This window comes from Pseudomonas sp. SED1 (assembly GCF_034044025.1).
GTDB lineage: Bacteria > Pseudomonadota > Gammaproteobacteria > Pseudomonadales > Pseudomonadaceae > Aquipseudomonas.
Genome location: NZ_JAXCIS010000093.1, coordinates 88,739 through 112,265, shown reverse-complemented (window position 1 = coordinate 112,265; position 23,527 = coordinate 88,739). Strand labels below are relative to the sequence as shown.

Below are 23,527 nucleotides of genomic sequence, written 5' to 3'. Positions count from 1 at the left end.
GGTTTAAAATCCCCTAACCAATCCAGTCAGGGCGACGAAACTATGTGGGACAAGGTTTTAGAACGGTTTGAAAAACTAGCACCAGCCAGTGTCATGACCAAGTTGGTCTTAGAGCAGGCGGTAGATGCCGAGTGGGTTGACAAGGTGTTCGATGATCACCGCCAACGGCAGTACTCACGTGAGCTTTTATTTTCAACCGTTGTTGAGCTGATGTCCCTTGTTTCATTGGGCTTGAGGCCGTCGTTACACGCGGCGGCGCGCAAGATGGAGGGCCTTTCGGTCAGCGTTTCGGCGCTCTACGACAAGATCAAACGAACCGAACCCGAGCTACTCCGCGCCCTCATTTCGGGCAGTGCCGAGCGTTTGATACCTACCGTTGAAAAGCTCGGCCATTCATCGATCTTGCCCGGCTGGCAGTTGCGTATTGTTGATGGCAATCACCTGCCGGCCACTGAAAAACGTCTAGGCGCTCTGCGCAATGAGCGCGGCGCAGCGCGCCCAGGATTTTCAGTAGTTGCCTACGATCCGGATCTGGATTTAGTCGTTGATCTTCAGCCGTGGGAAGATGCCTACGCCAGTGAGCGAGTCAGTGTTTTACCGCTACTGGCCCGCGCATGCGCGGGCCAGTTGTGGATAGCTGACCGGCTCTATTGCACGTTGCCTGTCCTGCAAGCCTGCGAGGACACGGGGGCTTCGTTCATCGTTCGCCAACCCAGCAAGCATCCGCGCCTGGTCCAGGAAAGTGAGTGGCAAGACTCAGGAACGGTCGATAGCGGAACCGTTCGCGAACAAATCATCGAAGTGACGGGTGGCCGCCGCTGGCGACGCGTTGAGTTGAGCCTGCAAACGGCGAATGACTCAGGTGATTTGGTGATGTGGTTCTGGAGCAATTTGCCCGACACCATCAGTGCCCAGCAGATAGCCGATTTATACCGTCGTCGCTGGAGTATTGAGGGGATGTTTCAGCGCCTTGAGTCGGTACTGGACAGTGAAATTAAGAGCCTTGGCAGCCCGAAAGCCGCGCTATTGGGCTTTGCCTCGGCGGTCCTGGCTTACAACGTTTTGTCGGTTCTCAAGCGTAGCGTTGAGCAGGCGCACCGCGAAACGCAGCCTGAGGGTTGGGAGGTTTCGATTTTCCACTTGGCGGTGCATGTTCGCAGTGATTATCAAGGCTTGCAGATCGCATTGCCTGCGGAAAATTTCCCTCTTGAAAAGACCCCGCAAGGGCTGGCAGAGCGGTTGCTGGCCCTGGCGAGGTTGATCAAACCCAAGTCCGTCGCGAAAAGCCCTCGCGGTCCTAAAGTCGCCAAGCCCAAGGAATGGCTTGAAGGTAAGGCGGCACGGGCGCATGTCTCAACAGCTAGGGTGCTTAAGGCGGCCAAGTCGGATAAACGGACTTAAACATGTTTTTAAACAAGGCTTTAAACACAGACCTTGAAAGGGATGGCTGTAAGAGCGGAACCCATATCAGCCCCAACCCAAAAAACGGATATACACCCATCAAGGACTGTAATACCCCACAGCCACCATGAAATGTCCGGTTTTGCGCAAGTACGCATGCTTGTTCTCAACCTTCCCGGTCACCGGATTTTTCCAGCGGTACTTGTATTCCCCCTGATCCTGCTCCGCCATCACCGCCAATATCGGCTCACCCACCGGCTTCCCGTCGGGATCCTTGATCTTGCTGAAATCCGTATTCACCAACCGCGGAGTCGTCCCATGGGCCACATAACGCCGGGTATCAAGATCAACCACAAACACATACAAATCGTCCTGCAGAAAACCACCCTGCATGTCGTTGATCGCCTTCAGCGTCCCAACCGGGTCCTTCTCCAGCGCCTTGACGGCTTTGTTTCGCAGGGCTTTGGCATGTTCCGGCGTCGCCCGCGGCAGGTAGTAGCCGACGGCCAGAATCCGCTGCCCAACACGCTGGTAATACACATGCTTGCGCTCAACCTTACCGTCATTCCAATTCTGCCAACGGTAATCGGCCTGCTGAATGCCACTGCCCTCAGGCACCCCCAACGCATCCTTGAACGACTTGTTCAAATCCGGCCCCAGCACCTCGGAAACATTGCGCCCGATCAACGCAGAAGAGGGCCCGCCACTTGCCAGCAGCACGCCCTTGGTGTTGACCACGAACACATAACGGTCCTGATCGACGAACTCACCCTGTCGGCTGAACGCCGCAAAGGCTTTGTCGCCATTGCTCTGGTAATACGCCAAGGCCTTTTCCAACAAGGCCTTGGCGGCTTGGGCATCCGCCTCCTCAGCGGTGGCGGCGTGCACCTGGCCAAAACACAACAGCAGCAGCCAGGTGGCTCGGAGCATTGCCTTCATTACCCGTCCCTCGTTCTTGTTGGTGTGCCAAGAGCGTAGACGGTTTACCGGCAAATCAGAACGGTTTGGTCGGCAGGTATTTACCATCCAGGGTGATCACCGCGCGGGAGCCGCCGTCCGGGTCTTCGACCTTCTTGATGTCCAGCTTGAAGTTGATCGCGCTGATGATGCCGTCGCCAAACTGCTCGTGCACCAGGGCCTTGAGGGTCGAACCGTAGACCTGCAACATTTCATAGAAGCGGTACATGGTCGGATCCGTCGGCACACCGCCGGGGAAGCTGCCGCGCAGGGGCACGGTTTGCAGCAGGCGGCTGGCGTCCTGGTCGAGGCCGAGCTTTTCGCAGACCACATCGGCAGCATCTTTCGGCAGTGGATGCTGGCCGAGCAGGGCGGCGGTGACGAACGCCAGGCTCAGGCCGGTGCCGTCGGTGAGGTCCTGCCACGACAGGTTCTTGCGCGCCTTGATGTCGATGACGGTGTCGGCCAGGGCCAGGCGAGGGGATTGGGCGAATTGGGATTGCAACATGATGATTTCCTCTTGGGGTTGAATAAGGTTCAAGCCGCGTGGGCGCGGGTGGTCGGGTGGTCGAGCAGGGACACGAAGCGCCCGCTGCGGCCATCCAGGGCGTCGATGCCGCCGCTTTCAATATCGTAGACCCAGCCGTGCAGGCTCAGCCGGCCTTGTTCCAGGGCCAGGGCCACGGAAGGGTGGGTCTTGAGATTGGCCAACTGGGCGACCACGTTTTCCCTCACCAGCGAGTTCAGCCGGTCGGCGTCGGAGGCGTGAGTGCGGGCGGCGTTGATCACCTTGGCCGACTCGGCGTGGCGCAGCCAGTTGGCCACGGCAGGCAAGTGGTCGAGGCATTTGCAGGTGGAAATGGCGGTCATGGCGCCGCAGTCGGAGTGGCCGCAGATCACGATGTCGCTGACGCCGAGAACGGCTACCGCGTATTCGACGGTGGCCGACACGCCGCCGGGCTCTGGTCCGTAGGACGGCACGATGTTGCCGGCGTTACGGATTACAAACAGGTCACCAGGCTCCTGCTGGGTCAACAGCTCCGGGACTACGCGGCTGTCGGAACAGGACACGAACAGCGTGCCGGGGTTTTGTGTGGTAGCCAGGTGCTTGAACAGGTCGCTGCGTTGAGTGAAGGCTTCACCCTGGAACTTGCGAAAGCCGTCGATGAGGTCTTGCATGGTGGTTCTCCTTGCGTCGCTGATGGGGCAAGGATGGAAGTTTTCAGCTATAGCGTCCAAGACCGGCTTATTATGGTTTCTATAAGTCATGCCTATAGTTGGAGCCATTCATGTTGCTGCGTCATATCCGCTACCTGCTGGCCGTCGCCGAGCACCGTAATTTCACTCGGGCGGCCGAGGCGCTGCATGTGTCGCAGCCGACCTTGTCGCAGCAGATCAAGCAACTGGAAGATACCTTGGGCGCACCGCTGCTGGATCGCTCCGGCAGAAGCGTCAGCCTGACCGACGCGGGCGAGGCTTATGTGCGGTTTGCGCGCCTGGCGTTGCAGGATCTGCAGGCCGGCACCCGCGCCATGCATGACGTGCAGGACTTGAGTCGTGGCAGCTTGCGCCTGGCGATGACGCCGACCTTTACCGCTTACCTGATCGGGCCGTTGCTGGCCCGATTTAACGGGCTGTATCCGGGAATTACAGTGAGTGTCGAGGAACTGACCCAGGACCGCATGGAGGCAGCACTGACGGAAGATTTGCTGGATATCGGCATCGGTTTTACCGGCGAGCATTTGCCGGATATCGCGTGTGAAGGGGTGTTTGTCGAAGCGTTGAGTGTGGTGGTGAGTTCTGGCCATGCTGATATCGGCCAACAGTCGTGGCTTCAGCAACCACTGGTGTTGCTGAACTCAGGCTTCGCCACGCGCCGCTATATCGATGAATATTTTCGCAGCCAGGCGGTGAAACCTCTGATTGCCATGGAGGCCAATTCCATCAGCGCGATTATCGAAATCGTACGGAGCACCCAGTTGGCGACCATCCTGCCCAGTGCGATTGCCCAGGTACAACCGGGGTTGCAGGCGGTGCCGCTAAGCCCGCCGTTGCCGCAACGCACGGCGGCGTTGCTCAGTCGCAAGGGAGGCTATCGCAGCGCCGCGTGCAGGGCGTTTGTCGATCTGGTCAGGGCGCAGCCAACCACTGATTGATGATGCCGTCATACACCCCGGTCACCGTGCTCAAGTGCAGCCACTGGTCCACATAACTCTTCCATGCCACGTCATCGCGAGGCAGCAAAAACGCTTTCTCGCTGTATTGCATGTAGCGCTCGGGATTCACCGCACACAGCCCCGGCTTGAGTTTTTGCTGATACCGGGCTTCGCTGGCGTCGGTGATCATCACGTCGGCCTTGTTGGCCAGCAGCTCTTCGAAAATCGTCACGTTGTCCGGGAACAGCGTCAGCTGTGCCTTACCCAAGTGCGCCCGTGCAAACACTTCATTGGTACCGCCCGAAGGCTCGATCACCCGAACCTGCGGCTGGTTGATCTGCTCCACCGTCTGATAGCGCTGCACATCGGCGCAGCGCACCAGCGGGATCTTGCCGTCGACGCCCAATGGCTGGCTGAAAAATGCCTTCTTCTGCCGTTCGAGGGACACCGAAATACCGCCCACCGCAATATCACAGCGCTGGGCCAGGAAGTCCGGCATCAGGGTTTTCCAGGTGGTCGGCACCCACTTCACCTGTACCCCAAGGCTCTTGGCCAGGGATTGGGCCATGGCGATGTCGATGCCTTCGTAGCTGCCGTCCGGGCGCAGATAGGTGTAGGGCTTGTAGTCGCCGGTGGTGCAGACGGTCATTTCACCGCGTTGCAGCACTTCATCCAGGCGCGACACGGGGCTGTCGGCCAGGGCCTGGGCGGACAGGCCGGCCAGCAGGGAAAGAGTCAGCATAGCTTTCATGCGGTCGGGTCCTTGGGCATGAGCAGGGGCGCCATTATTTGCAAATGTTTAGCCACGGCACAACCAAACTCCGTCAAGACTGGATTTAACGGCTTAACCTCGCGTGTGAGGCTGCCCGGCATCTCTTCACTGTGATTTGCGCATGGACGGTTCCCCCGACACACACCCTGAGACATCGCCAGGCGCTACCGCGTCCAGCCGTCCGGATCGTCGTCGGATCACCGCTGATGCACTTCCTTCCGAACTCGCCTTCTGGGCGCTGTGGCACTGCCGCCACGCACGCCCACCGGACACTTTTCTCCTACGTTGATTTGCCCCATGGATGCCCCGCGCATCTGCCCGGCAGCGCCTGCGCGCCTGCCTGACGCGAACGTATGAGAATGCCCATGAGCACGCCCTTTGCCACCCTGCACGAAGTCCAATCCTTTCTTGAACAGAACCCGGATATCGAGATGTTCGAGCTGTTCATCCTCGATAACAACGGCGTGCCCCGGGGCAAGCTGTTGCACCGCGATGAACTGCTGGCGGTGTATGAAAGTGGCCGGCCGCTGCCGAGTACGATCCTCGGTCTGACCATCAATGGCGACGACGTGGAGAACTCCGGGCTGGTCTGGGAAGTCGGCGATATCGACTGCCGCGCCTACCCGGTCAGCGGCAGTTTGCAGCGCATGCCCTGGCGGCTGATCCCGACGGCGGCGGTGCAAGTCAGCATGCACCCCACCGAAGGCATGCCCGCCACCGTGGCCGATCCCCGGCACTTGCTGGCCAAGGTCATCGACGACCTCAAGGCCGACGGCTATTACCCGGTGATGGCGGCGGAGCTGGAGTTTTATTTACTTGACCAGAAACCCGACAGCAACGGCCGCCCGCAACCGGCGCGGGATGTCGATGGCGGCCGACCGCGCTCGACCCAGGTCTACGGTTTGCGGGAGCTGGAACAGATCGAACCGTTCCTCGCCGACCTCTACAGCGCCTGCAAACTCCAGGGCATTCCGGCGCGTACGGCGATTTCCGAATACGCCCCGGGCCAGGTGGAAATCACCCTGGAACATCGCGGCGATGCCCTGCAAGCCATGGACGAGGCGGTGCGTTACAAACGGCTGGTCAAGGGCGTGGCCCACAAGCACGGGATGACCGCGTGTTTCATGGCCAAGCCTTTCGATGATCTGGCCGGCACTGGCATGCACATGCACGTCAGCCTGGCGGACCGCGACGGCAATAACCTGTTTGCCAGCGAAGCTCCCGACGGCACGCCGCTGTTGCGCCATGCGGTGGGCGGCATGCTCAGTACGTTGCTCGACTCGTTGCTGATGTTCTGCCCCAACGCCAACTCCTATCGGCGCTTCCAGACCAACAGCTACGCGCCGCTGGCCGCCACCTGGGGCGTGGACAACCGCACCGTTACACTGCGGGTGCCCGGCGGGCCGGCATTTTCCCGGCATATCGAACACCGCATCTGCGGCGCCGACGCCAATCCGTACCTTGCGGCGGCGGCGATTCTGGCCGGTATCCATCGGGGTATCCGCGAACAGCGCGACCCCGGCGCGCCGGTGGAAGGCAACGGTTACGCCCAGGCCAAGGAGTTGTTGCCCACCGATTGGCTGACCACCTTGCGCGCACTCGAAGGTTCGACCTGGGCGCGGGAAGCGTTTGGCGGCGAATTCCTCGGCGTGTACCTGGCGGTCAAGCGGGCCGAGTACCGCCAGTTCATGGGCGAAGTGGGCGAACAGGACTGGCGCTGGTATTTGCACCAGGCCTGAAGATGAAGCCCTGATCACAGACAGTTAACAGACAGGCTGTGCGCTGGATACTGGCTCGGTACGAACGGCGAACAATCCTTCGACCTTTTTTTCACGAGTCAGTGGTTAAGCTGCGAATGTCTGATCCACTAACAGAGTCGTGTGATGCCGTCGCAACCGCCGTCTTCCATCGAGATTGAATTTGCCGAACGCACAGGCCAGGAGCATGCCCGGGTCTGCGCCGACACGCGCCCTCCGGGTTTGCTGCGGCGCCTGGGGTTTTGGCGCGATGAGCAGTTGGTGCGCCGTGCGCTGAAAATCGCCGGCGAGCCGGGGCTGATTCTTGACCTGGCGTGCGGCACGGGGCGGTTTTGGCCGGTACTGGCCGAGCACACCAATCGGGTGATCCTCGCGTCGGACAACTCCCAGGACATGCTCGACCACGCCCGTACCCACCACGCGCCTGCCTTGCTCAAGCGGATCAAGACCTTCCAGGGCTCGGCGTTTTCCATCGGCCTGTCGGCCAACGCGGTGGACTGCATTTTTTGCATGGAGTTGTTTCGTCATGTGCCGACGGCCGAAGGGCGCCTGGCGCTGCTCGTTGAATTTCACCGCGTGAGTCGCGACACGGTGATCGTCTCGGTCAACAGTGACAGCGGCTATCGAGCGTTGCAGCCGGCCGGGACGCCACTCGCCAGCCACCGGGCTCAAGTGGAAGCCGAGTTTCGCCAGGCCGGTTTCAAGGTCCTCACTCAACAGGAATTCATGCCCGGTTCGGCCATGTGGCGGGTCTATGTCCTGCGTAAGAGAGGATAAGCACCGACTGTCGGACTATTCTTCAGCTCCTGTAAGAGTTTTCATGGCGGATGCTGTACTGCGAATGCTCGCAACTCCCTTTCGCGATATATACTGCGCGCCATTCTTCAAGGGAGAGCCGTGTGGCCATCGATATTCACTGGATCTGCGACAACGATAGCCTCGGCCAGCACTGCGCCGAATGGCAGCAGTTGCCATTCGTCGCCCTCGACACCGAATTCATGCGGGTCGACACCTTTTATCCCATTGCCGGGCTGATCCAGATCGGTGATGGCGTTCGCGCTTACCTGATCGACCCCCTGACCATCGACAATTGGCAACCCTTGGCCGCCTTGCTGGAAAACCCGGCGGTGATCAAGGTGGTGCACGCCTGCAGCGAAGACCTGGAAGTGTTGCTGCGCCTGACCGGCAGCTTGCCGGTGCCGTTGTTCGACACCCAACTGGCGGCGGCGTATTTGAACCTCGGCTTCTCCATGGGCTATTCGCGGTTGGTGCAAGCCGTCCTCGATATCGACCTGCCCAAGGGTGAAACCCGTTCGGACTGGCTGCAGCGGCCATTGTCCGAGACGCAAATCAGCTACGCCGCCGAAGACGCGGTGCACCTGGCGGAAGTCTACACACGCCTGCGCCCGAAGCTTTCCGACGACAAATACGCCTGGGTCCTGGAAGACGGTGCCGAGTTGGTGGCCAACCTACGCCGCGAAGTCGACCCCTACGAGGTCTACCGCGACGCCAAGCTGGCCTGGAAACTGTCCCGTGCCCAGCTCGCGGTATTGCGCGAACTGTGCGCCTGGCGCGAGCAGCAAGCCCGTGCCCGGGACTTGCCGCGCAACCGGATCATTCGTGAACACTCGTTATGGCCCTTGGCCAAATCCCAGCCGGATAACCTCGCCGCGCTGGGCAAAATCGAAGACATGCACCCGCGCACGGTGCGCCAGGACGGCGAGTTCCTGCTGGGCCTGATCAAACGTGCCAGCAGCGTGCCCATGGACCAGTGGCCACCGGCGGTCGCCGAGCCATTGCCGGTGGACGCCGCCACGCTGATCAAGCAACTGCGCGCCCTTGGCCAGGCCGAGGCTGAACGCCTGGACATGGCGCCGGAACTGATGCTGCGCAAGAAAACCCTCGAAGCCCTGGTCAAGAGTGGCTACCCCGAGGGGCCTTACCAATTGCCAGATTCGCTGCGTGGCTGGCGCCGCGAATTGATGGGCCAAGCGCTGCTGGACAGCCTGGCCACTGCCGGAGAACAGCCTTGAAACGTATCTGCTCCATCTATCGCAGCCTCAAACGAAACGAGATGTACCTCTACGTGCTGAAAAGCGATGCACTGGAGCGCGTGCCGGAAAGTCTGCTGGCCGCTTTCGGCAAACCGCACCACGCCTTTGACCTGGTGCTGAGCCCGGAGCGCAAGCTGTCCCGCGAGGACATCACCGTGGTTCTGGAGAACCTCGAGAAGCAGGGCTACCACCTGCAAATGCCGCCGGCCGAGGACGAGTACATCGAACACTTGCCCGAAGAGCTGCTGCGACGGAATGACCCGATGTGATCGGTCAGTGCCCCGTCCGGGGCACATTCATCAATGGAATTCAATTTTTGGCGGCGGCCGCAAGGGACAGTGAAGTGGACCGGCGGCCGCCTGCAGTGTTTTTGAAAGGTTTGAACCATGCGCGTTCTGATTGCTGAACACGATCACCCGCTGTACGCCCGGCTGCTGCGCGAAGCGGCGCCGGACCTTGAGGTCATGACCAGCGGCGACTCCGCTGAATTGTCGCGCCTGGCGGCCGACTGCCCGGTGTGGCTGGGCCAGCCGGATCTCCTGGCCACCTTGTTGCGCCAGGGCCATCAGCCACAATGGCTGCAATCGACTTGGGCAGGCATCACGCCGCTGCTGGCTGAAGGCCTGCCCCGGGATTATCGCCTGACCCGCGCCGTAGGCATTTTTGGCCAGGTGATGGCCGAATACGTGCTGACTTACATGCTCGGCCATGAGCGTGAAGTGCTGGCGCGCCTGGTCAGCCAGGTCGAGCGCAAGTGGGATAACCGCATGGGCCAGAGCCTGGCGGGGCGCAAGGTGCTGATCGTAGGTACGGGTGATATCGGCCGTAGCGTCGCGCAATTCCTGCTGCCGTTTGGTGTTGAGTTGTATGGCATCGCCAGCGAAGCCCGTGAGCAGGCGCCGTTTATCGAAGTCGCCGGGCTGGAAGAGTTGCCGCGCCTGGTGGGCGAGGTGGACTACGTGGTCAACCTGCTGCCCAACACGCCGAACACCCATGATTTGTACAATGCGGCGTTGTTCAAACAGTTCAAGCCGACCGGGTTGTTCATCAACGTCGGGCGCGGTGTGGCGGTGGTCGATGCGGACCTGGTGGAAGCTTTGAAGGAAGGCCATCTGGCGGGCGCGGTGATTGACGTTTGCCGGCAAGAACCATTGCCCCAGCGCCATCCGTTCTGGACCGCCTGGGGCTTGCTGCTGACCGGGCACAGCTCGGCGCCGACTTCGCCGGGGATGATGGTGCGGTTGTTTGTCGAGAATTTGCGGGCGTACCAGGCGCAGGAAACGTTGCGCGGCGAAGTGAGTTTCGAGCGCGGTTACTGATAGCGCGACGGCCCGGCGACGCATGTTGCCGGGCGCTTACAAATTTCTGCAAACACTAATCAGATGTCCGCTTTGCCGGTCGTATGTGAGGCTCGTACCCTTTTTATAATGGTACGTTCTCATGTTGAATGCTGGCACTGTACCCCTGTCTGCACCGGTAACTTCGGTCATTTACCCTCTTTCGATTGATCCGGCGGCGAGCTCGTCGACTCCGATCATTGCTACCGATCCCAACACGCAAATCAGTGTTCCAAACCCTCGACAACCGGGTCTTAAGGCTGCGTTGGGCGACCGCGAAAATTTGCATACCCTTGGGCAAAAACTCAGCGAAGTCGCCACCCGCCTGGGCGTGAATGCCAGCCCCCAGGCGGTGCTGGCTGCGTTGCAAACGACACCGATGCAGATACGCGCCGACTCGTCTTTCCCGGCTCAGGCGAATAAAGCCGCGACGCTAGAGACCTTTCTCAGAAGTATCGGCTTGGGGTTGCCCACCAATCATTTTCAACTGACCGGCCATGCCCACGCGGTGAGCGACAGGGCGTTGGAGCATCCGCTCGGCAATTTTGGCGGCGGGTTGTCCTGGCCTGTTCCCATGAGCGCCGGTCAGCTGCGCAGGGTGCTGGCGGCGGCGACCGACCATGGCAGCCAGAACCCCAATGCACCGCATATCGGCGCAAGCGTGGGTGTGCTGGAATATCTGAACGCGAACCAGCCTTTGTCTGGCGAGGCATTGACTGATCCTGCCAAGGCCCTCGAAACCCTCGTCAGCTCCACTCGGGGGCAGGCACTGGGTCAAGCCATCCAGGACCAACTCGGGGGCATCGCCACCCATGCCAGCGTGAACGAATACGCACTGAGCGCGATCCACCTGCTGCTGGATCCCGAGTCCATTACCGCGCCGCACCGCAACCGTGTGGCGGGTTTCGACCTCGCCCAACAAGCGCACTGGGGCAGGCCGGCTTCGGCAGTGCTCGAGCGCCTGAGCACTTACCTGCACGAAAATCACAAGACCAGTCCCAAGATGGCCAAGGCCGGTGCCTATCTGTTACTGGCAAGAAAGGCCCCCGAGTTTTTGATCAAGGACATTCCCGACCGTGTGACGTACGGCAGCCCGGCCTGGGTAAGCCTCACTGTCGCGGCGGCGGCCATAGAAGCGCAGTTCCCCGGAACGGTGGCGCACACGACCTTTGCCCAGGTCATGTCCAGCGCTGAAAGCGCGATGGTGACGCATCGGGCCGCCACTGAACACGCGCAGAAAGCGGCCCTGGTGGACTGGGGCGTGGTCAACGGGATTGTCACTGAGCAGCAAAGTGACCATTACAGCGCCGCCGAGATCGACACTGTAAGGGCCGCGTTCAACGCTCAACTGAAGTCGACGCTTGCGGCTACCGGTTTACTGGAAACCGCCATTCCGAGCCGTAGAGACATTGCCTTGGCTCACCTGAAGGAGCGGTTTGGAGAGGGCGTTCCCTTTGAAGAAAAACTGCTGAAGGTTGTCGACTCGAAACATTCTTCAGTCCAGCCGCTTTATGATCCGAACCGCGCACCTGCAGGGCATTTTTCGTTGCTGGATATCGCCATGAGCGGGCTTGGCCATTACAAATGGGAGAGTAAAGACCCGCGCGTCGTTGCGGCGATCAGAGGCAAGAGCCTTGATTTCGGCGTGAATGAAATTTTCAACGGACAATTCGAACAAGCGATCACCTCGCGCAAGCAAGGCGTTGGCACGACCATCAAGCACCTTGTGGCAACACTGCCACTGGCGGACCGAGAAAAGCTGGAGTTCGGAAAACTCGAGTTTTTTCAGAAAAACACTTACGAACTGGGCCTCGACTTCACCTCTAAAAAACTACAGGGCACGGAGAGCAAGCTGTGGGTCAAGGCCACCGGAAAGAATGACGACACCGTTTATGAAATTGATTTGAAGGCAGGTGCGATCAAGGCGGTGCCGCCCACGGAATTAACCAGACAAAGGGCGCGGGAAGCCAACAAGGTGTTCAAGACCGAACGCTTTACGCCCAAGGCTGTGAGCGATGCTGCCCTCAGCCAAAAAACTCAAGACCACTCATCAACGCCTCCCGCAAGCTTTTCCAGCGTGCGAACCCAGAGCATCGCCGACGCGTTTGTTGAGCATCTTGACCTCGACAGCGATGAGGTAAAGACCTACGCCAAGGGCGTCACGGCGTTCGATAAACAAATGGCAACCGAGTGGAACGTCACCAACTTCTTCCTGGACCTGATTCCCCTCAGGTCAGCCATTGTCAACTTTTCCAAGGGTAACCATGTGGAGGGTGCAAGTGACCTGGCGCTGGATGTCTTCGGTTTTGTCACGGCCGGCGCAGGTGTGGCAGCAAAGGTTACGAAGGTCGGCGCCAAGGTTGCCAGCACCGCCGCCAAAGCCTTGCAGGTGGCAAAGGTGATCGGTGTGGCTGCTGTTCAAGCGTTCAACCCGTTGGATGGCGTGGGCGATCTGGTCGCGGGCGGTGCTCGGCTGCTGGGCAAGGGTGCCAGCTTTGTACGCTCAACCGGCGCAGAGGCGGTCGACAAACTCAAGGGCGCAAGCGGTAGCTATGACCTGTTGAAAGCGGCCAGCAAACACTATGACGCAGCGGCGTCGGGTACCTTCAAGGTTGCGGGCCAGAACGTTGATGGAGGCGCCGTACTCCACAGCGGTCGATGGTATGCGTTTGACGTGGACAGGATGCGGGCATACGGCAGCCCTCTTGAAGGGTTCATCCCGAAAACCAGTGCGATGGATGGAGCGATTATCACGACACCCATCGACCCCGGCAGCGCACTGAACAATCGGTTGTTTGGCGACTACAAGGTCCCTGAATCGAAAATTGCCGGGCTTGCGCGCAACAGTCAGGGCATCTATGTGGCGCCGGAGGGTCACCTTTCCCATATCCGCCATACCGATACCGCCGGCAACACTGCGGTGTACGAAGTACGGCAAGTGACTCGCACCGCCGACGGTGCCGTGCAGGCGCAGATTTATCACAATAACCGGCAAACGCCGCTGTTGGTGCAGCACCTTCAGGGGGACCAATGGCAGCGCCTGGGCGCCCGTGGCGGAAACGGGCCTACGGTCGCATCAGATCTGGGGCCCAGGATTGGCGGAGGCGGGGAGGGAGTAATCTACGAAAGTCTCGATGGGAAAAGCGTCTATAAAGACTATGGTCCTTCATCCTTGACACCTCCCGCCGGCTACGCCGATAACGAAACCCTATGCTTGAATAACTATTATGGTGAGGGATTCGCAGCAACAATGTATGAAAATGGTCGCCGCTATTTAAAGATGGGGAAAATAGACGGGGCTGATCTGAGCAAATTTTCCAAGGGAAGTTTGCCTCCAGAGGCTAGTTCGTTACTTGATGATGTATTCCGGGAAATGGAACAGAAAAATATTTATCATAATGACCTGCAACTGAAGAATTTTATGTACTCCGCAAAGGATAATAAAATTTATCCAGTGGATTTGAATGCACTGGAACGTGAGGACCTTGGGGCAATACTCTTTAATATGTATAAGCGCAGTAAAGAAGAACTGCGTAAAGCCTATGAAACGCTGATCGTAAAGCCGTCTTGACGTCGAAATTACACTTGGGTTAACCAACCCCGCTGTTTATAACAGCAGGGTTTTTTAAAGTCTCAACCCATTTTCAGGTCGTATTCAATCGTTGTGATTGAAATCGCCTTCCGACACCAGCTCACTCAATGGCTTGCGCGGGCTCGGGGTTTCCCGGGCTTGCAGGTACTCGGCCAGGGTTGATTTGTCACCCAGTTTGCCAATCGCCACGGCCGCGTGCAGGGCGTAACCTTCTGGTATCTTCAGTTCCTTGCGGGTCAGCTCTTGGTCGAAACCGGCCATGCCGTGGGTGTGCCAGCCGCTGAGGCTCGCTTGCAGCGCCAAGTGGCCCCAGGCCGAACCGGTATCAAAGGTGTGCCACAGGGCCGGGGTTTCTTCGGTGGCGCCCGGTACCAGGAAGTCGGTTTTCGACGCTACGATTACCAGTGCCGAGGCATGCTGCGCCCAGCCACGGTTGAATTCGTTCAGCAGGCCCAGGAAACGTTCCCAGTTCGGCGTGTCGCGGCGCGCGTAGAGAAAGCGCCACGGCTGCGAGTTGTAAGCCGATGGCGACCAGCGCGCGGCTTCGAAGAAGCTCAGCAGGGTGTCCACCGGGATGCTCTCGCCGGTAAAGGCGCGCGGTGACCAGCGGTCGGTAAATTGTGGGTGGATCGGGTAGTCGGCGACGCGTGGGTTGCTGCTCATTGGGCTGATCCTGATGAAAAACCGGGGTTCAAAACTACTTCGCCGCCGGGTGGCTGACAAGTCTTGTTCTACCGGCAGTCGTAAGCGCTTGGCCCCGGGGCCCATGGGCACTAGACTGGCGGCCTTTTAACATACCGATACTGATGTAGAGCCATGGCCGCTAAAGTCGAACCTTTCTGGATCCGCAAAACCCTCGAACAACTCGATCAGGATGAGTGGGAGTCGTTGTGCGACGGCTGCGGCCTGTGCTGTCTGCAAAAGCTCGAGGATGAAGACGACAACAGCGTCTATTACACGCGCATCGCCTGCAAACTCCTGGACCTGAAAACCTGCCAGTGCACCGATTACCCCAACCGCCGGGACTCGGTGCCCGATTGCATCCAGCTCACCCCGGGCCAGGCCGACCAGTTCAAATGGCTGCCGCCTACCTGTGGTTACCGGCTGGTCAGCGAGCGCAAGGAGCTACCGCTTTGGCACCACTTGGTTTGCGGTGATCGCGACGTCGTGCACCAGCAACGCATATCCCAGTCCGGGCGCATGCTCAGCGAAGGCAGCGTGCCCGAGGATGACTGGGAGGATTACCTGATTTTCCGTGCGGGCTGAAAAGGAGTGTGTATGACGGTTGGAGCCAAGCTGGCGGCAAGCCTGCTGTTGCTCGCATTGAGTACGTCGGCGTGGGCTGCGAAGAAAGTCGACCTGGACTATCACGTCAAGCTGCTGCCCCAAAGTGATCAGGCAGAGGTGCGCTTGAGCCTGTCCCAGGGCTCGGCGGTGCGCAGCCTCAACTTCGACCTGGGTCGCGACGGCGACTACAGCGACTTCAAGGCCGATGGTCAATGGCAGGTGTTGCCCGGCAATACGCCGGGTGACAGCCGTGGCCTGTGGCAACCCGGCGCCGACAAGGCCAGCCTGACCTACCGTGTACGCCTGACCCACGCGCGCAAGAAAGGCGTTTACGAAGCACGCATGAGCCCGAGCTGGGCGCTGTTTCGCGGCGAAGACCTGGTGCCCGCCGCACGCCTGGATCAACAGGACGGCATTGAGCTGGTGTCGCGCCTGGTGTTTGAACTGCCCGCCGGCTGGAAAAGCGTCGAGACGTCCTGGCCGCGTATCGGCAAGAATAAATTTCGCATCGATAACGTTTCCCGCCTGTTTGACCGGCCTACCGGCTGGATGCTCGCCGGCAACCTGGGCAGCCGCCGGATGCGCCTGGGGGAAACCGAGATCACCGTGGCTTCACCTAAAGGCCAGGGTATGCACCGCATGGATGTGCTGACCTTGCTGACGTTTGTCTGGCCCCAAGTACAAGCGGCGTTCCCGCGGCACCCGGCAAAACTGCTGGTAGTAGGCGCCGGTGACCCAATGCGGCGCGGTGCTTACTCGGCGCGGGACTCGATCTACCTCAGCAGCCGTACACCGCTGGTCAGTGAAAACGGCAGCAGCCCGTTGATCCGCGAAGTGGTGCAGGCCATCGGTCGCTTCAACGACCATCAAGGCAGCGATTGGATTAGCGAGGGTTTGGCGCAGTATTACGCCATTGAACTGATGCGCCGTGCTGGCGGCATCAGTGACGATCGTTACGCCGCGATACAGGCCCGGCTGGCCAAGGAAGGCAAGGATGTGACCACCCTGCGGGTCGAGCACGCCAACGGCGCGACGGTGTCACGGGCGGTGGTGCTGTTGCAGGAGCTGGACCGCGAGATTCGTGTGAAAACCCACAACAAGCGCTCGCTGGATGATCTGACTCAGGCGCTGATGCGCTTGAACAGCATCAGCACAAAGGAGTTTGTGCAGTTGGGGGAGAGCATTATTGGCGAATCTTCGGTAGTGCTGGACACCAAGCTGCTGCACTGAAACCAATGTGGGAGCGGGCAAGCCCGCTCCCACATTTGATCGAGGTTAACCCGTGGTTTTGGTCGCTTTTTCGGCCGCCACTTCTGCCTTGGTCTTGAGGTTTTTCAATTCCTCACCGGCGCGTTCGATCTTGGTCCGCACGGTGTTCATCTCCTGGCGGCTGCGCTCCAGCAACTCTTTCGCCGAGCTGTGCCCGCTGATCCCGCGCGCCAGCGCCACGCCGCCAATCGCTACTTGGATCAAACCGAAAAAGCCGCCACGGCGCAGGCCTTTGCCCATCATCACTACACCGCCAGCCAGGGAACCGATGCGTTCCCAGCCCTGGACGTTTTGCGTGGGCTGGCTCTCCAACGGCGTGGACCGGATAACGGGTCGCAGGGTTTTGCTGTCGCTCATGATCTGTCTCCAACAAGGGCTTATTGATATGCAACTGACTGCACACAGGCCTCGGACGTTCCCAAAAAATCAGTACTTGGGACCCGAACGGGTGTTGTTGCCCTTGGCCAAGCGGTCGTAGAGCACCACGTTGACGGTGGCGGCGAGGTTCATGCAGCCGGTGGTCGGGATGTAGATCACGTCTTCACACCAGTCGCGAATCTCTTTATCCAGGGAGCCGTCTTCCGGCCCGAAGATATACAGCGCGCGGTCCGGGTGGGTGTACTCGGGGAGAGGGCGTGCGCCTTCCACCAGCTCGACGGCGACGGGGATGCAGCCCAGGGGCAGGATCTTTTTCAGGTCGTCGATACCGATCAGCGGAATGTCGTGGTGGACCTTCTTGGTGTCGGTAATAAAGTCCCGGGCCCGCTCATAGCGCTTGCCGGTGTAGAACACCGAGGCCACGCCGTAGCAGCCGGCGGCGCGCATCACCGAACCGACGTTTTCGGGGGATTTGGGGTTGTACAGACCGATGCAACTGTAGCGTTTATTGCCCACGGGAAAGGGTGCCTTCGAGAAAAGCCGCGATTATACGGCCTCGGGCTAATGTATTGCTTGGGCGATCGCTATCGCGGGCAAGCCCGGCTCCCACATTTGGAATGCATTCCCCTGTGGGAGCCGGGCTTGCCCGCGATGGGTCCTTCACATTCAGCGAAGATACTCAGTCGTCTTTCTTCATCAGCCCGGCCAGCGCCGCAAACGGGTTGTGGGTCGCCTTGGCAATCGTCGGGCTGCTGGTGGAGCCTTCGCCGAAATACTGCTGGTCGGTATAACGCGAGTGTTCGTTGTCGTGGCAATACAGGCAAAGCAACTCCCAGTTGGAGCCGTCCTGGGGGTTGTCGTCATGGTTGTGGTTGCGGTGGTGCACGGTCAGTTCGCTCAGGCGCTTGCCGGCGAATTCGCGGGCGCAGCGGCCGCACACGTGGGGGTACATCTTCAGGGCTTTGTCGCGGTAGCCCATTTCCCGGTCACGCTGGGCATCGGCGAGGATGCGGTCCAGCTTGGCGGTGTGGGAGGGCGGGTTGGTCGAGCTCATCATGGCTCCTGTCTTTTAGTGGATCACGGATAGCGTTGATTCTAGCTGCTTGCGCGGTAATTAGCCCTTGGCTTTTTCGGTTGTAGGACCGGCTGTAGGACCTGATTATTTGTAATTGAATGTTTGAGCCGGTCCCGAAAACACGCGGCCAAATCAACGTCGACTGCCCTGTCATAAAATGTGCGTAGGGTTGCAACTTCCCTGAAATTGTTCGTCGCCAAGCTGCCGCCCCTCACAACTAACGGGTCCGACCATGCAGTCGGAGCCTGACCAAGGGGAGGTTGAAATGTCGATATTTTCCGCACGTCTCACGCTGGGCGCCACTGCGCTGCTTGGTGCCGTCCAGGTGCTCGCCGGGACTGTCACTACGGACGGCGCCGATCTTGTCATCAAGACCAAGGGCGGCCTTGAGGTGGCAACCACGGATGATCAGTTCGCTTTCCAGATTGGCGGCCGCTTGCAGGCGGACTTCGATACCTTCGACGGGCTATACACCGAAAACGGTAGCCGCGCCGACGCTGCCTATTTTCGCCGCAGTCGCCTGGAAATGTCCGGCAAGGCCTATGGCGTCTGGGGCTACAATTTTGCCCTGGAGTTGAGTAGTACCGATACGCCGATCAAGGAGGCCACCATCCGCTATCTGGGGCTGGATCCGGTGAGGTTCAAGGTCGGCCGTTTCGACCCGGACTTCAGCCTTGAGGGCGCTACCAGTTCCAAGTGGACCACCGCGATCGAGCGCAGTGTGCTCAACGACCTTGCGCCTTGGGTCAGTGACCGCGACGAAGGCTCGGGGGCACAGGTGTCAGGGGGGACGGGAATGTTCTACGGCTCGGCGAGTGTCCTGCGCCCGTCTTCTAACAAAGACGCCGATGGCAAGGGCGCCAATAACTACAACCTGCGCTTGGTGTTTGCGCCTCTGGCGCGGCCGGGGCATGTCCTGCACTTCGGGCTGAGCTACGCCTACAGCGACGCCGAGAGTTTCGACGGAAGAATTCGCACCCGCCTGGGTGTTCGGGGCGTGTCGCAGACCACACACAACGGCAACCGTCCGGAACTGGCACCCAAGACCCTGGGTGCCTTTGACGGCGATTCGGCCGCCAGCTTGGAATTTGCCTACGCCGCCGGACCATTTTCCCTGCAAGGCGAGTATCTGCGGCGACAGTTGGTAGCCAAGTCTGGCGTCAGCAACCATGACCGTGATGCCACCGGCTACTACGGCCAGTTGGCGTATACCCTGACCGGCGAGGCGAGGGGCTATAAGCTCGACGGTGGTAAATTCGACCGGATCAAAGCGCAGGATAAACACCTCGGTGCCTGGGAAGTCTTCTATCGTTATGACCACCTCAATGTCCGGGAACACGATTTGTTGGATAACGCCGCCAAGGTGCACACCTTAGGTGTGAACTGGTACGCCAACGACGCAGTGAGAATCTCGGCCAACTACGTCAAGGCTTCGTCCGACGGCTTCGGGAACGCCGTCGGCGATCAGGACGGTGATGCCATGGCCTTGCGCGTGCAGTACGTGTTTTGAAGGATTGCCTCCATTGATTAAGGATTGAAATTCATGCGTTTGTTATTAGCCTTGCTGTTGTGCGCGAGCACCTTTCAAGCCCAGGCGTTCTCCACGCCCAAGCCGGGCCAGGTGATTGAGGTGGCACTGGAACAACTTCATCCGACCCAGGCGGTCATCGGCTTTGATCAGATCCATTACAAACTGGGGGCGTTTGCCGAATCACCCAAGTTGGTGTTCGACGAATATTGCGAAACCAATGGCCAGGGCGGCACCAAAAAGGTTCCCAAGGATGCGAACCTGCAGAATCCCGACAGCTTCACCTGCAAGGAGCCGGTGGGCGCTCATCCGGCGGACATGAAAACCGTGGTGGTCGGTCCTGCAGGCCAGTTGTACCTGACTGACGGTCACCACAGTTTCAGCACTTTGTGGGAACAGCCGGGCGCCGGGCCGCAGTTGAAGATGTGGGTAAGGGTGACGGACGATTTCAGCAATAGCCCGGACATGGCCACATTCTGGAAACGTATGGAACAAGGCCACAAGGTCTGGCTCAAGGACCGCAACGGCCAAGCCATAACGCCTGCGCAACTTCCCGCGCACTTGGGCTTCAAGAACCTGAGTGACGATTCCTTCCGCAGCCTGGTGTACTTCGCCCGCAAGGCGTCCTATGGCAAACCGAATTCGGGCGCGGTCGTGCCAGAATTTCTAGAGTTTTATTGGGGCAACTGGCTGCGGCCGCTGATTGACCTGCGCGCCTTCAACCTGAACAAGCAGGGCGGGTATCAGGATGCGATCAAAGCGGTTGCCCAGCGCATGGTCAGCCTGGCGCCGGATGCGCCGGTGGGAGACAGCGGCTTCAACGCCCGGCAACTCGGCGGTTTCACCACGCTGAATCGCAAAGAACTGAAGAGTACCTTCGAAACGAAAGTGCCCTACGTTATCGACAGTAGAAGCAAATAGTTGGCGGCTGGCGGGGGCGACCTTGTGTCGCTTCTGCAAAGCGTATAACGGCTAAATATACAGTAATGGTCGACCTGATATCGATATAAACACCGTTAATTAGATGAAATCTAAAAATAGTTAGAGCGGGCAAGAAAGTAGTGGACTAACTTTGTCAGCTTCTTTAGTGTGGCGTCTCCTGGCCCACTGTCAGGTGTTCAATGGCTCAGGTCTTTCCTGGCAACTGTTAGTTTCCCGTAAATCGGGATTTCCCTTCACGATTTCAACCCCTGTGGCTGACGTTGTGGCGTTTCAAATCAGAGTCGCTCGTCCAGAGCGTGCTGCTTCCAATGACCGAAACCGGGTTGGTTGAAGAGTCTGATGATCGTCTTGAAAATAATAAAAAAACCGACGAATTAACCTGTTCTTGTAAGTTTATAACTTGGGGCTTATGTCTTCGTGAGTTATAAATTTGTGGTGTCTGTTAATAAGTTCTGATGTTCATCTCGCTCCTATTCGCACTGCGTGAATATAACGACCGGCTTCAATTTAAAACATGCAATTTTTTGTAGAGGCTGTTGTGTCTAAAGGCGTTGTTCTGGCGGTTTCCGCTTCCTTCCTGTTTGGCGTGCTGTATTTCTTTACCTCCCTTCTTGAGCCCTTGAATGGTCAGCAGATATTTGGCTGGCGAATGCTCATTTCGTTGCCCTTCATGACGCTGCTGCTGGTCCTCTCCGGGGACTGGAAGTGGGTGCCGCTGATCTATAAACGGCTGCGGGAGAAACCCGCCCTACTGCCCTGTGTCGTGGTCACCAGTGCGCTGGTGGGGGTGCAGTTGTGGATATTCATGTGGGCGCCCCTCAATGGCCACGGCCTGGATGTGTCGCTGGGCTATTTCCTGTTACCGCTGACCATGGTCATCACTGGCCGCATCGTTTACGGCGAACGCCTTTCACATCTGCAAAAGATTGCCGCAGCGCTGGCGGCGGTGGGCGTGGCCAATGAGTTGTACCGCACGGGCGGGTTCTCCTGGACCACGCTGGTGGTGTGCGTGGGTTATCCAATGTATTTCGTGCTGCGTCGGCGCTGCGGGACCGACAACCTGGGCGGGCTGTGGCTGGATATGATGCTGATGATCCCGGTCGCACTGTGGTTCGTCGTGGGTGGTGAACCCATCGGCGAGACCCTGGCGCAGCGCCCGGCGCTCTATTGGCTGGTGCCACTGATGGGGTTGGTCAGCGCAGCGGCGGGTTATTCCTACATCATGGCCAGCCGGCTGTTGCCGTTCAGCCTGTTCGGTTTGCTCAGTTACGCGGAGCCGGTGCTGCTGGTGGCCGTGTCGCTGATGCTGGGAGACGCCCTCAAGCCGGGCCAGTGGATGACCTACCTGCCGATCTGGCTGGCGGTGGTGGTGTTGGTGCTGGAAGGCTTGAGGCATTTGAATCGACTGCGCCGGTCGATCTGACGGCAACCCACGCAGTTAATGCTTAGCCCTTGAGCTTTTCAGCAATCCAGATGGTATGCCGCGTGCCCTTGTTGCCATGGGCAAACACCTGCACTTCCTCGGCCTTGAAGCCGGCCTTGCGCAGTTTTTCGCTGAACTGTTTGTCGGCGCTGGCCGACCACACGGCCAGCACGCCCTTGGGCCGCAGGGCCTTGGCGCAGGCGCTGAGGCCGCCGGCGGAATACAGCCAACTGTTGGCTTTTTGCGTCAGGCCTTCGGGGCCGTTGTCGACGTCCAGCATGATCGCATCAAAGCCCTGGGGCTCGGCCTGCAGCACCTTGGCCACGTCTTCCAGGCGGATCACGGTGCGCGGGTCCAGCAGCGGGCGGCCGGACTTTTCCCCCAGCGGCCCGCGATTCCATTCCACTACGCCGGGCACCAGTTCGGCAACCACCACTTCGGCGGTTTTACCCAGGTGCTTGAGCGCCGCAGCCAGGGTAAAGCCCATGCCCAGGCCGCCAATCAACACCCTGGAGCCGGGCCGACCGGCGACTTTACGGCACGGAATCTCCGCCAGCGCATCCTCGGAACCGTGCATACGCGTGTTCATCAACTGGCCACCGTCACCGCCCTGAATCTTGATGACAAAATCCTCACCGTATTCGAACAGGCACAAGGCACCGCCGTTGTCGGGGATCGGAGTGGTGTCCAGCAGAACAAAACGTTTCATGGAAATCTCATTGGGAAGGGCATTCTTGCGCGGTTGGGAGTAGCCTTACGACTTTACGGTCAGGCCATGGAGCCATCGATGAAGTGCAGCATTCTAACGGTCATTGTGTGGAGCGCGCTCGCCCTTGGCGGTGTGGCCCAGGCTCAGGAGTCGCAAACCGTACCGATTACCCCCGCGCCCACGGCGGGTTCGCCGGGTACTGCAACGCCCACACCGTACCCGCAAGTCACACCACCGGCGACGCCAAAGGCGGCCGGCAGTGGTGAACCGTTGTTGGCGCCTATCGTGCTGCCCACGCCGCCGAAGGACCAGACAATCCCGGGCTTGCAGCAGAACGACATCAAGCCCAAGACCCCAGGCGGTTAAAACTGCTGGGACAGCAATTGCCCGTCCGCCATGCGCAGGCGCCTGGACAGGGCGATAGCAATCGCACGAATGATCTTGGCCGCGATTTTCGGTGCATCGTTGAGCATTTTTTCCAGGGAATCCTTGCCCAGGTTCAACAGCACGCAATCGCTGGCTGCCACACAGCTGGCGGACCGGCGCTCGCCATCCAGCACGGCCATCTCGCCGAAGGCCCGTCCACTGCGCAAGGTGGCGATGGTCAGCCGCTGACCTTCATGGTTGGTCTTCTGCACCGCCACCTGGCCTGAGTGGATGATGCACATGAAGGTGCCGGCGTCGCCCTCGAGGAATATCACTTCATCGCGAGCAATGGTGCTGATATTGAAATAGCCCGCCGCTACGTGGAAGTCTTCCGGCAGCAACGGGTCGAACAGGCCGCAATCCATCAGCATGTCGCGGATTTCGTTATTGAGTAAGGTCGGTTCTGGCATGAGGCTTACAGTCTTCGTCCATAAATCGTGCAGGGCGCGCGCCCGGCGGTCAGG

At 59.5% G+C, this 23,527-nt stretch carries 24 protein-coding genes; 14 read left to right on the top strand and 10 right to left on the bottom strand.

Going from position 1 to position 23,527, the window contains the following annotated elements:
* The first annotated feature begins 93 nt into the window (after window positions 1-93).
* Complete coding sequence (locus tag SNL23_RS12620; protein WP_083676733.1) at window positions 94-1,401, top strand: IS4 family transposase; 1,308 nt, start codon at window positions 94-96, stop codon at window positions 1,399-1,401.
* A 99-nt stretch (window positions 1,402-1,500) separates the two neighbouring features.
* On the opposite strand, the gene SNL23_RS12615 is transcribed toward SNL23_RS12620, so the two are convergent.
* Genes SNL23_RS12615 through SNL23_RS12605 form a run of 3 tightly spaced genes read right to left on the bottom strand, consistent with a single transcriptional unit; the run spans window position 1,501 to window position 3,537 of the window.
* On the bottom strand, window positions 1,501-2,340 hold the full coding sequence (locus SNL23_RS12615) for a cache domain-containing protein (protein WP_318302391.1): 840 nt from the start codon (window positions 2,338-2,340) through the stop codon (window positions 1,501-1,503).
* 55 nt (window positions 2,341-2,395) lie between these two features.
* Complete coding sequence (cynS, locus tag SNL23_RS12610; protein WP_076014821.1) at window positions 2,396-2,866, bottom strand: cyanase; 471 nt, start codon at window positions 2,864-2,866, stop codon at window positions 2,396-2,398.
* Between the two features lie 29 nt (window positions 2,867-2,895).
* Complete coding sequence (locus tag SNL23_RS12605) at window positions 2,896-3,537, bottom strand: carbonic anhydrase (RefSeq protein ID WP_063032552.1); 642 nt, start codon at window positions 3,535-3,537, stop codon at window positions 2,896-2,898.
* Between the two features lie 110 nt (window positions 3,538-3,647).
* On the opposite strand from SNL23_RS12605, the gene cynR reads away from it, so the two are divergent.
* Complete coding sequence (gene cynR, locus SNL23_RS12600) at window positions 3,648-4,514, top strand: transcriptional regulator CynR (RefSeq protein ID WP_318302390.1); 867 nt, start codon at window positions 3,648-3,650, stop codon at window positions 4,512-4,514.
* Here cynR and SNL23_RS12595 read toward each other — a convergent pair.
* The gene (locus SNL23_RS12595) at window positions 4,489-5,265 is read right to left on the bottom strand and encodes a transporter substrate-binding domain-containing protein (RefSeq protein ID WP_076014819.1); all 777 of its coding nucleotides are present in this window, start codon (window positions 5,263-5,265) and stop codon (window positions 4,489-4,491) included. The two genes, cynR and SNL23_RS12595, sit on opposite strands and share 26 nt — an antisense overlap.
* Before the next feature lie 386 nt (window positions 5,266-5,651).
* Between SNL23_RS12595 and SNL23_RS12590 the strand changes: the two genes are divergently transcribed.
* From SNL23_RS12590 to SNL23_RS12565, 6 genes are all read left to right on the top strand, one after another.
* Entirely contained in the window at window positions 5,652-7,025 is a 1,374-nt protein-coding gene (locus SNL23_RS12590; protein ID WP_318302389.1) for a glutamine synthetase family protein, read from the top strand.
* 144 nt (window positions 7,026-7,169) lie between these two features.
* Complete coding sequence (locus SNL23_RS12585) at window positions 7,170-7,820, top strand: class I SAM-dependent methyltransferase (RefSeq protein ID WP_076014817.1); 651 nt, start codon at window positions 7,170-7,172, stop codon at window positions 7,818-7,820.
* A 122-nt stretch (window positions 7,821-7,942) separates the two neighbouring features.
* Window positions 7,943-9,076: a ribonuclease D gene (gene rnd, locus SNL23_RS12580; protein ID WP_318302388.1), complete on the top strand. Its 1,134-nt coding sequence runs from the start codon at window positions 7,943-7,945 to the stop codon at window positions 9,074-9,076.
* Entirely contained in the window at window positions 9,073-9,366 is a 294-nt protein-coding gene (locus SNL23_RS12575; protein WP_003210667.1) for a YcgL domain-containing protein, read from the top strand. Before rnd ends, SNL23_RS12575 begins: the two co-directional genes overlap by 4 nt.
* 117 nt (window positions 9,367-9,483) lie before the next feature.
* On the top strand, window positions 9,484-10,416 hold the full coding sequence (locus SNL23_RS12570) for a D-2-hydroxyacid dehydrogenase (RefSeq protein ID WP_076014816.1): 933 nt from the start codon (window positions 9,484-9,486) through the stop codon (window positions 10,414-10,416).
* Between the two features lie 121 nt (window positions 10,417-10,537).
* On the top strand, window positions 10,538-14,005 hold the full coding sequence (locus SNL23_RS12565) for an OspG family effector kinase (protein WP_318302387.1): 3,468 nt from the start codon (window positions 10,538-10,540) through the stop codon (window positions 14,003-14,005).
* An 84-nt stretch (window positions 14,006-14,089) separates the two neighbouring features.
* Here SNL23_RS12565 and SNL23_RS12560 read toward each other — a convergent pair whose 3' ends face one another.
* Window positions 14,090-14,689: a nitroreductase family protein gene (locus SNL23_RS12560; protein WP_076014814.1), complete on the bottom strand. Its 600-nt coding sequence runs from the start codon at window positions 14,687-14,689 to the stop codon at window positions 14,090-14,092.
* Between the two features lie 153 nt (window positions 14,690-14,842).
* Here SNL23_RS12560 and SNL23_RS12555 point away from each other — a divergent pair, with 153 nt between their 5' ends.
* On the top strand, window positions 14,843-15,292 hold the full coding sequence (locus SNL23_RS12555; RefSeq protein ID WP_076014813.1) for a YcgN family cysteine cluster protein: 450 nt from the start codon (window positions 14,843-14,845) through the stop codon (window positions 15,290-15,292).
* A gap of 12 nt (window positions 15,293-15,304) precedes the next feature.
* Window positions 15,305-16,543 (top strand): hypothetical protein, encoded by a 1,239-nt coding sequence (locus SNL23_RS12550; RefSeq protein ID WP_076014812.1) that lies wholly within the window; start codon window positions 15,305-15,307, stop codon window positions 16,541-16,543.
* Window positions 16,544-16,588: 45 nt separating this feature from the next.
* Here SNL23_RS12550 and SNL23_RS12545 read toward each other — a convergent pair whose 3' ends face one another.
* The 3 genes from SNL23_RS12545 to SNL23_RS12535 all read right to left on the bottom strand — a co-directional run bounded on the left by SNL23_RS12545 (window position 16,589) and on the right by SNL23_RS12535 (window position 18,014).
* Window positions 16,589-16,939: a YgaP family membrane protein gene (locus SNL23_RS12545; protein ID WP_318302386.1), complete on the bottom strand. Its 351-nt coding sequence runs from the start codon at window positions 16,937-16,939 to the stop codon at window positions 16,589-16,591.
* A gap of 69 nt (window positions 16,940-17,008) precedes the next feature.
* Window positions 17,009-17,476, bottom strand: a complete 468-nt coding sequence (locus SNL23_RS12540) for an RNA methyltransferase (RefSeq protein ID WP_003210674.1) — start codon at window positions 17,474-17,476, stop codon at window positions 17,009-17,011.
* Window positions 17,477-17,639: 163 nt separating this feature from the next.
* Window positions 17,640-18,014, bottom strand: a complete 375-nt coding sequence (locus tag SNL23_RS12535) for a YajD family HNH nuclease (RefSeq protein ID WP_003210675.1) — start codon at window positions 18,012-18,014, stop codon at window positions 17,640-17,642.
* A 286-nt stretch (window positions 18,015-18,300) separates the two neighbouring features.
* Here SNL23_RS12535 and SNL23_RS12530 point away from each other — a divergent pair, with 286 nt between their 5' ends.
* The 3 genes from SNL23_RS12530 (at window position 18,301) to rarD (ending at window position 21,928) form a co-directional block, all read left to right on the top strand.
* Window positions 18,301-19,545, top strand: coding sequence for an OprO/OprP family phosphate-selective porin (locus SNL23_RS12530; RefSeq protein WP_318302385.1), 1,245 nt, complete (start codon window positions 18,301-18,303; stop codon window positions 19,543-19,545).
* 33 nt (window positions 19,546-19,578) lie between these two features.
* Complete coding sequence (locus SNL23_RS12525) at window positions 19,579-20,484, top strand: ParB/Srx family N-terminal domain-containing protein (protein WP_318302384.1); 906 nt, start codon at window positions 19,579-19,581, stop codon at window positions 20,482-20,484.
* A gap of 559 nt (window positions 20,485-21,043) precedes the next feature.
* Complete coding sequence (rarD, locus tag SNL23_RS12520) at window positions 21,044-21,928, top strand: EamA family transporter RarD (protein WP_076014825.1); 885 nt, start codon at window positions 21,044-21,046, stop codon at window positions 21,926-21,928.
* A 22-nt stretch (window positions 21,929-21,950) separates the two neighbouring features.
* On the opposite strand, the gene SNL23_RS12515 is transcribed toward rarD, so the two are convergent.
* Complete coding sequence (locus tag SNL23_RS12515; RefSeq protein ID WP_167662722.1) at window positions 21,951-22,637, bottom strand: spermidine synthase; 687 nt, start codon at window positions 22,635-22,637, stop codon at window positions 21,951-21,953.
* 78 nt (window positions 22,638-22,715) lie between these two features.
* Between SNL23_RS12515 and SNL23_RS12510 the strand changes: the two genes are divergently transcribed.
* Window positions 22,716-23,003, top strand: coding sequence for a hypothetical protein (locus tag SNL23_RS12510; RefSeq protein ID WP_017479183.1), 288 nt, complete (start codon window positions 22,716-22,718; stop codon window positions 23,001-23,003).
* On the opposite strand, the gene SNL23_RS12505 is transcribed toward SNL23_RS12510, so the two are convergent.
* Window positions 23,000-23,473 carry a cyclic nucleotide-binding domain-containing protein gene (locus SNL23_RS12505; protein ID WP_076014807.1) on the bottom strand — a complete coding sequence of 158 codons (474 nt, stop codon included), beginning with the start codon at window positions 23,471-23,473 and terminating at the stop codon, window positions 23,000-23,002. The two genes, SNL23_RS12510 and SNL23_RS12505, sit on opposite strands and share 4 nt — an antisense overlap.
* Window positions 23,474-23,527: the final 54 nt, after the last annotated feature.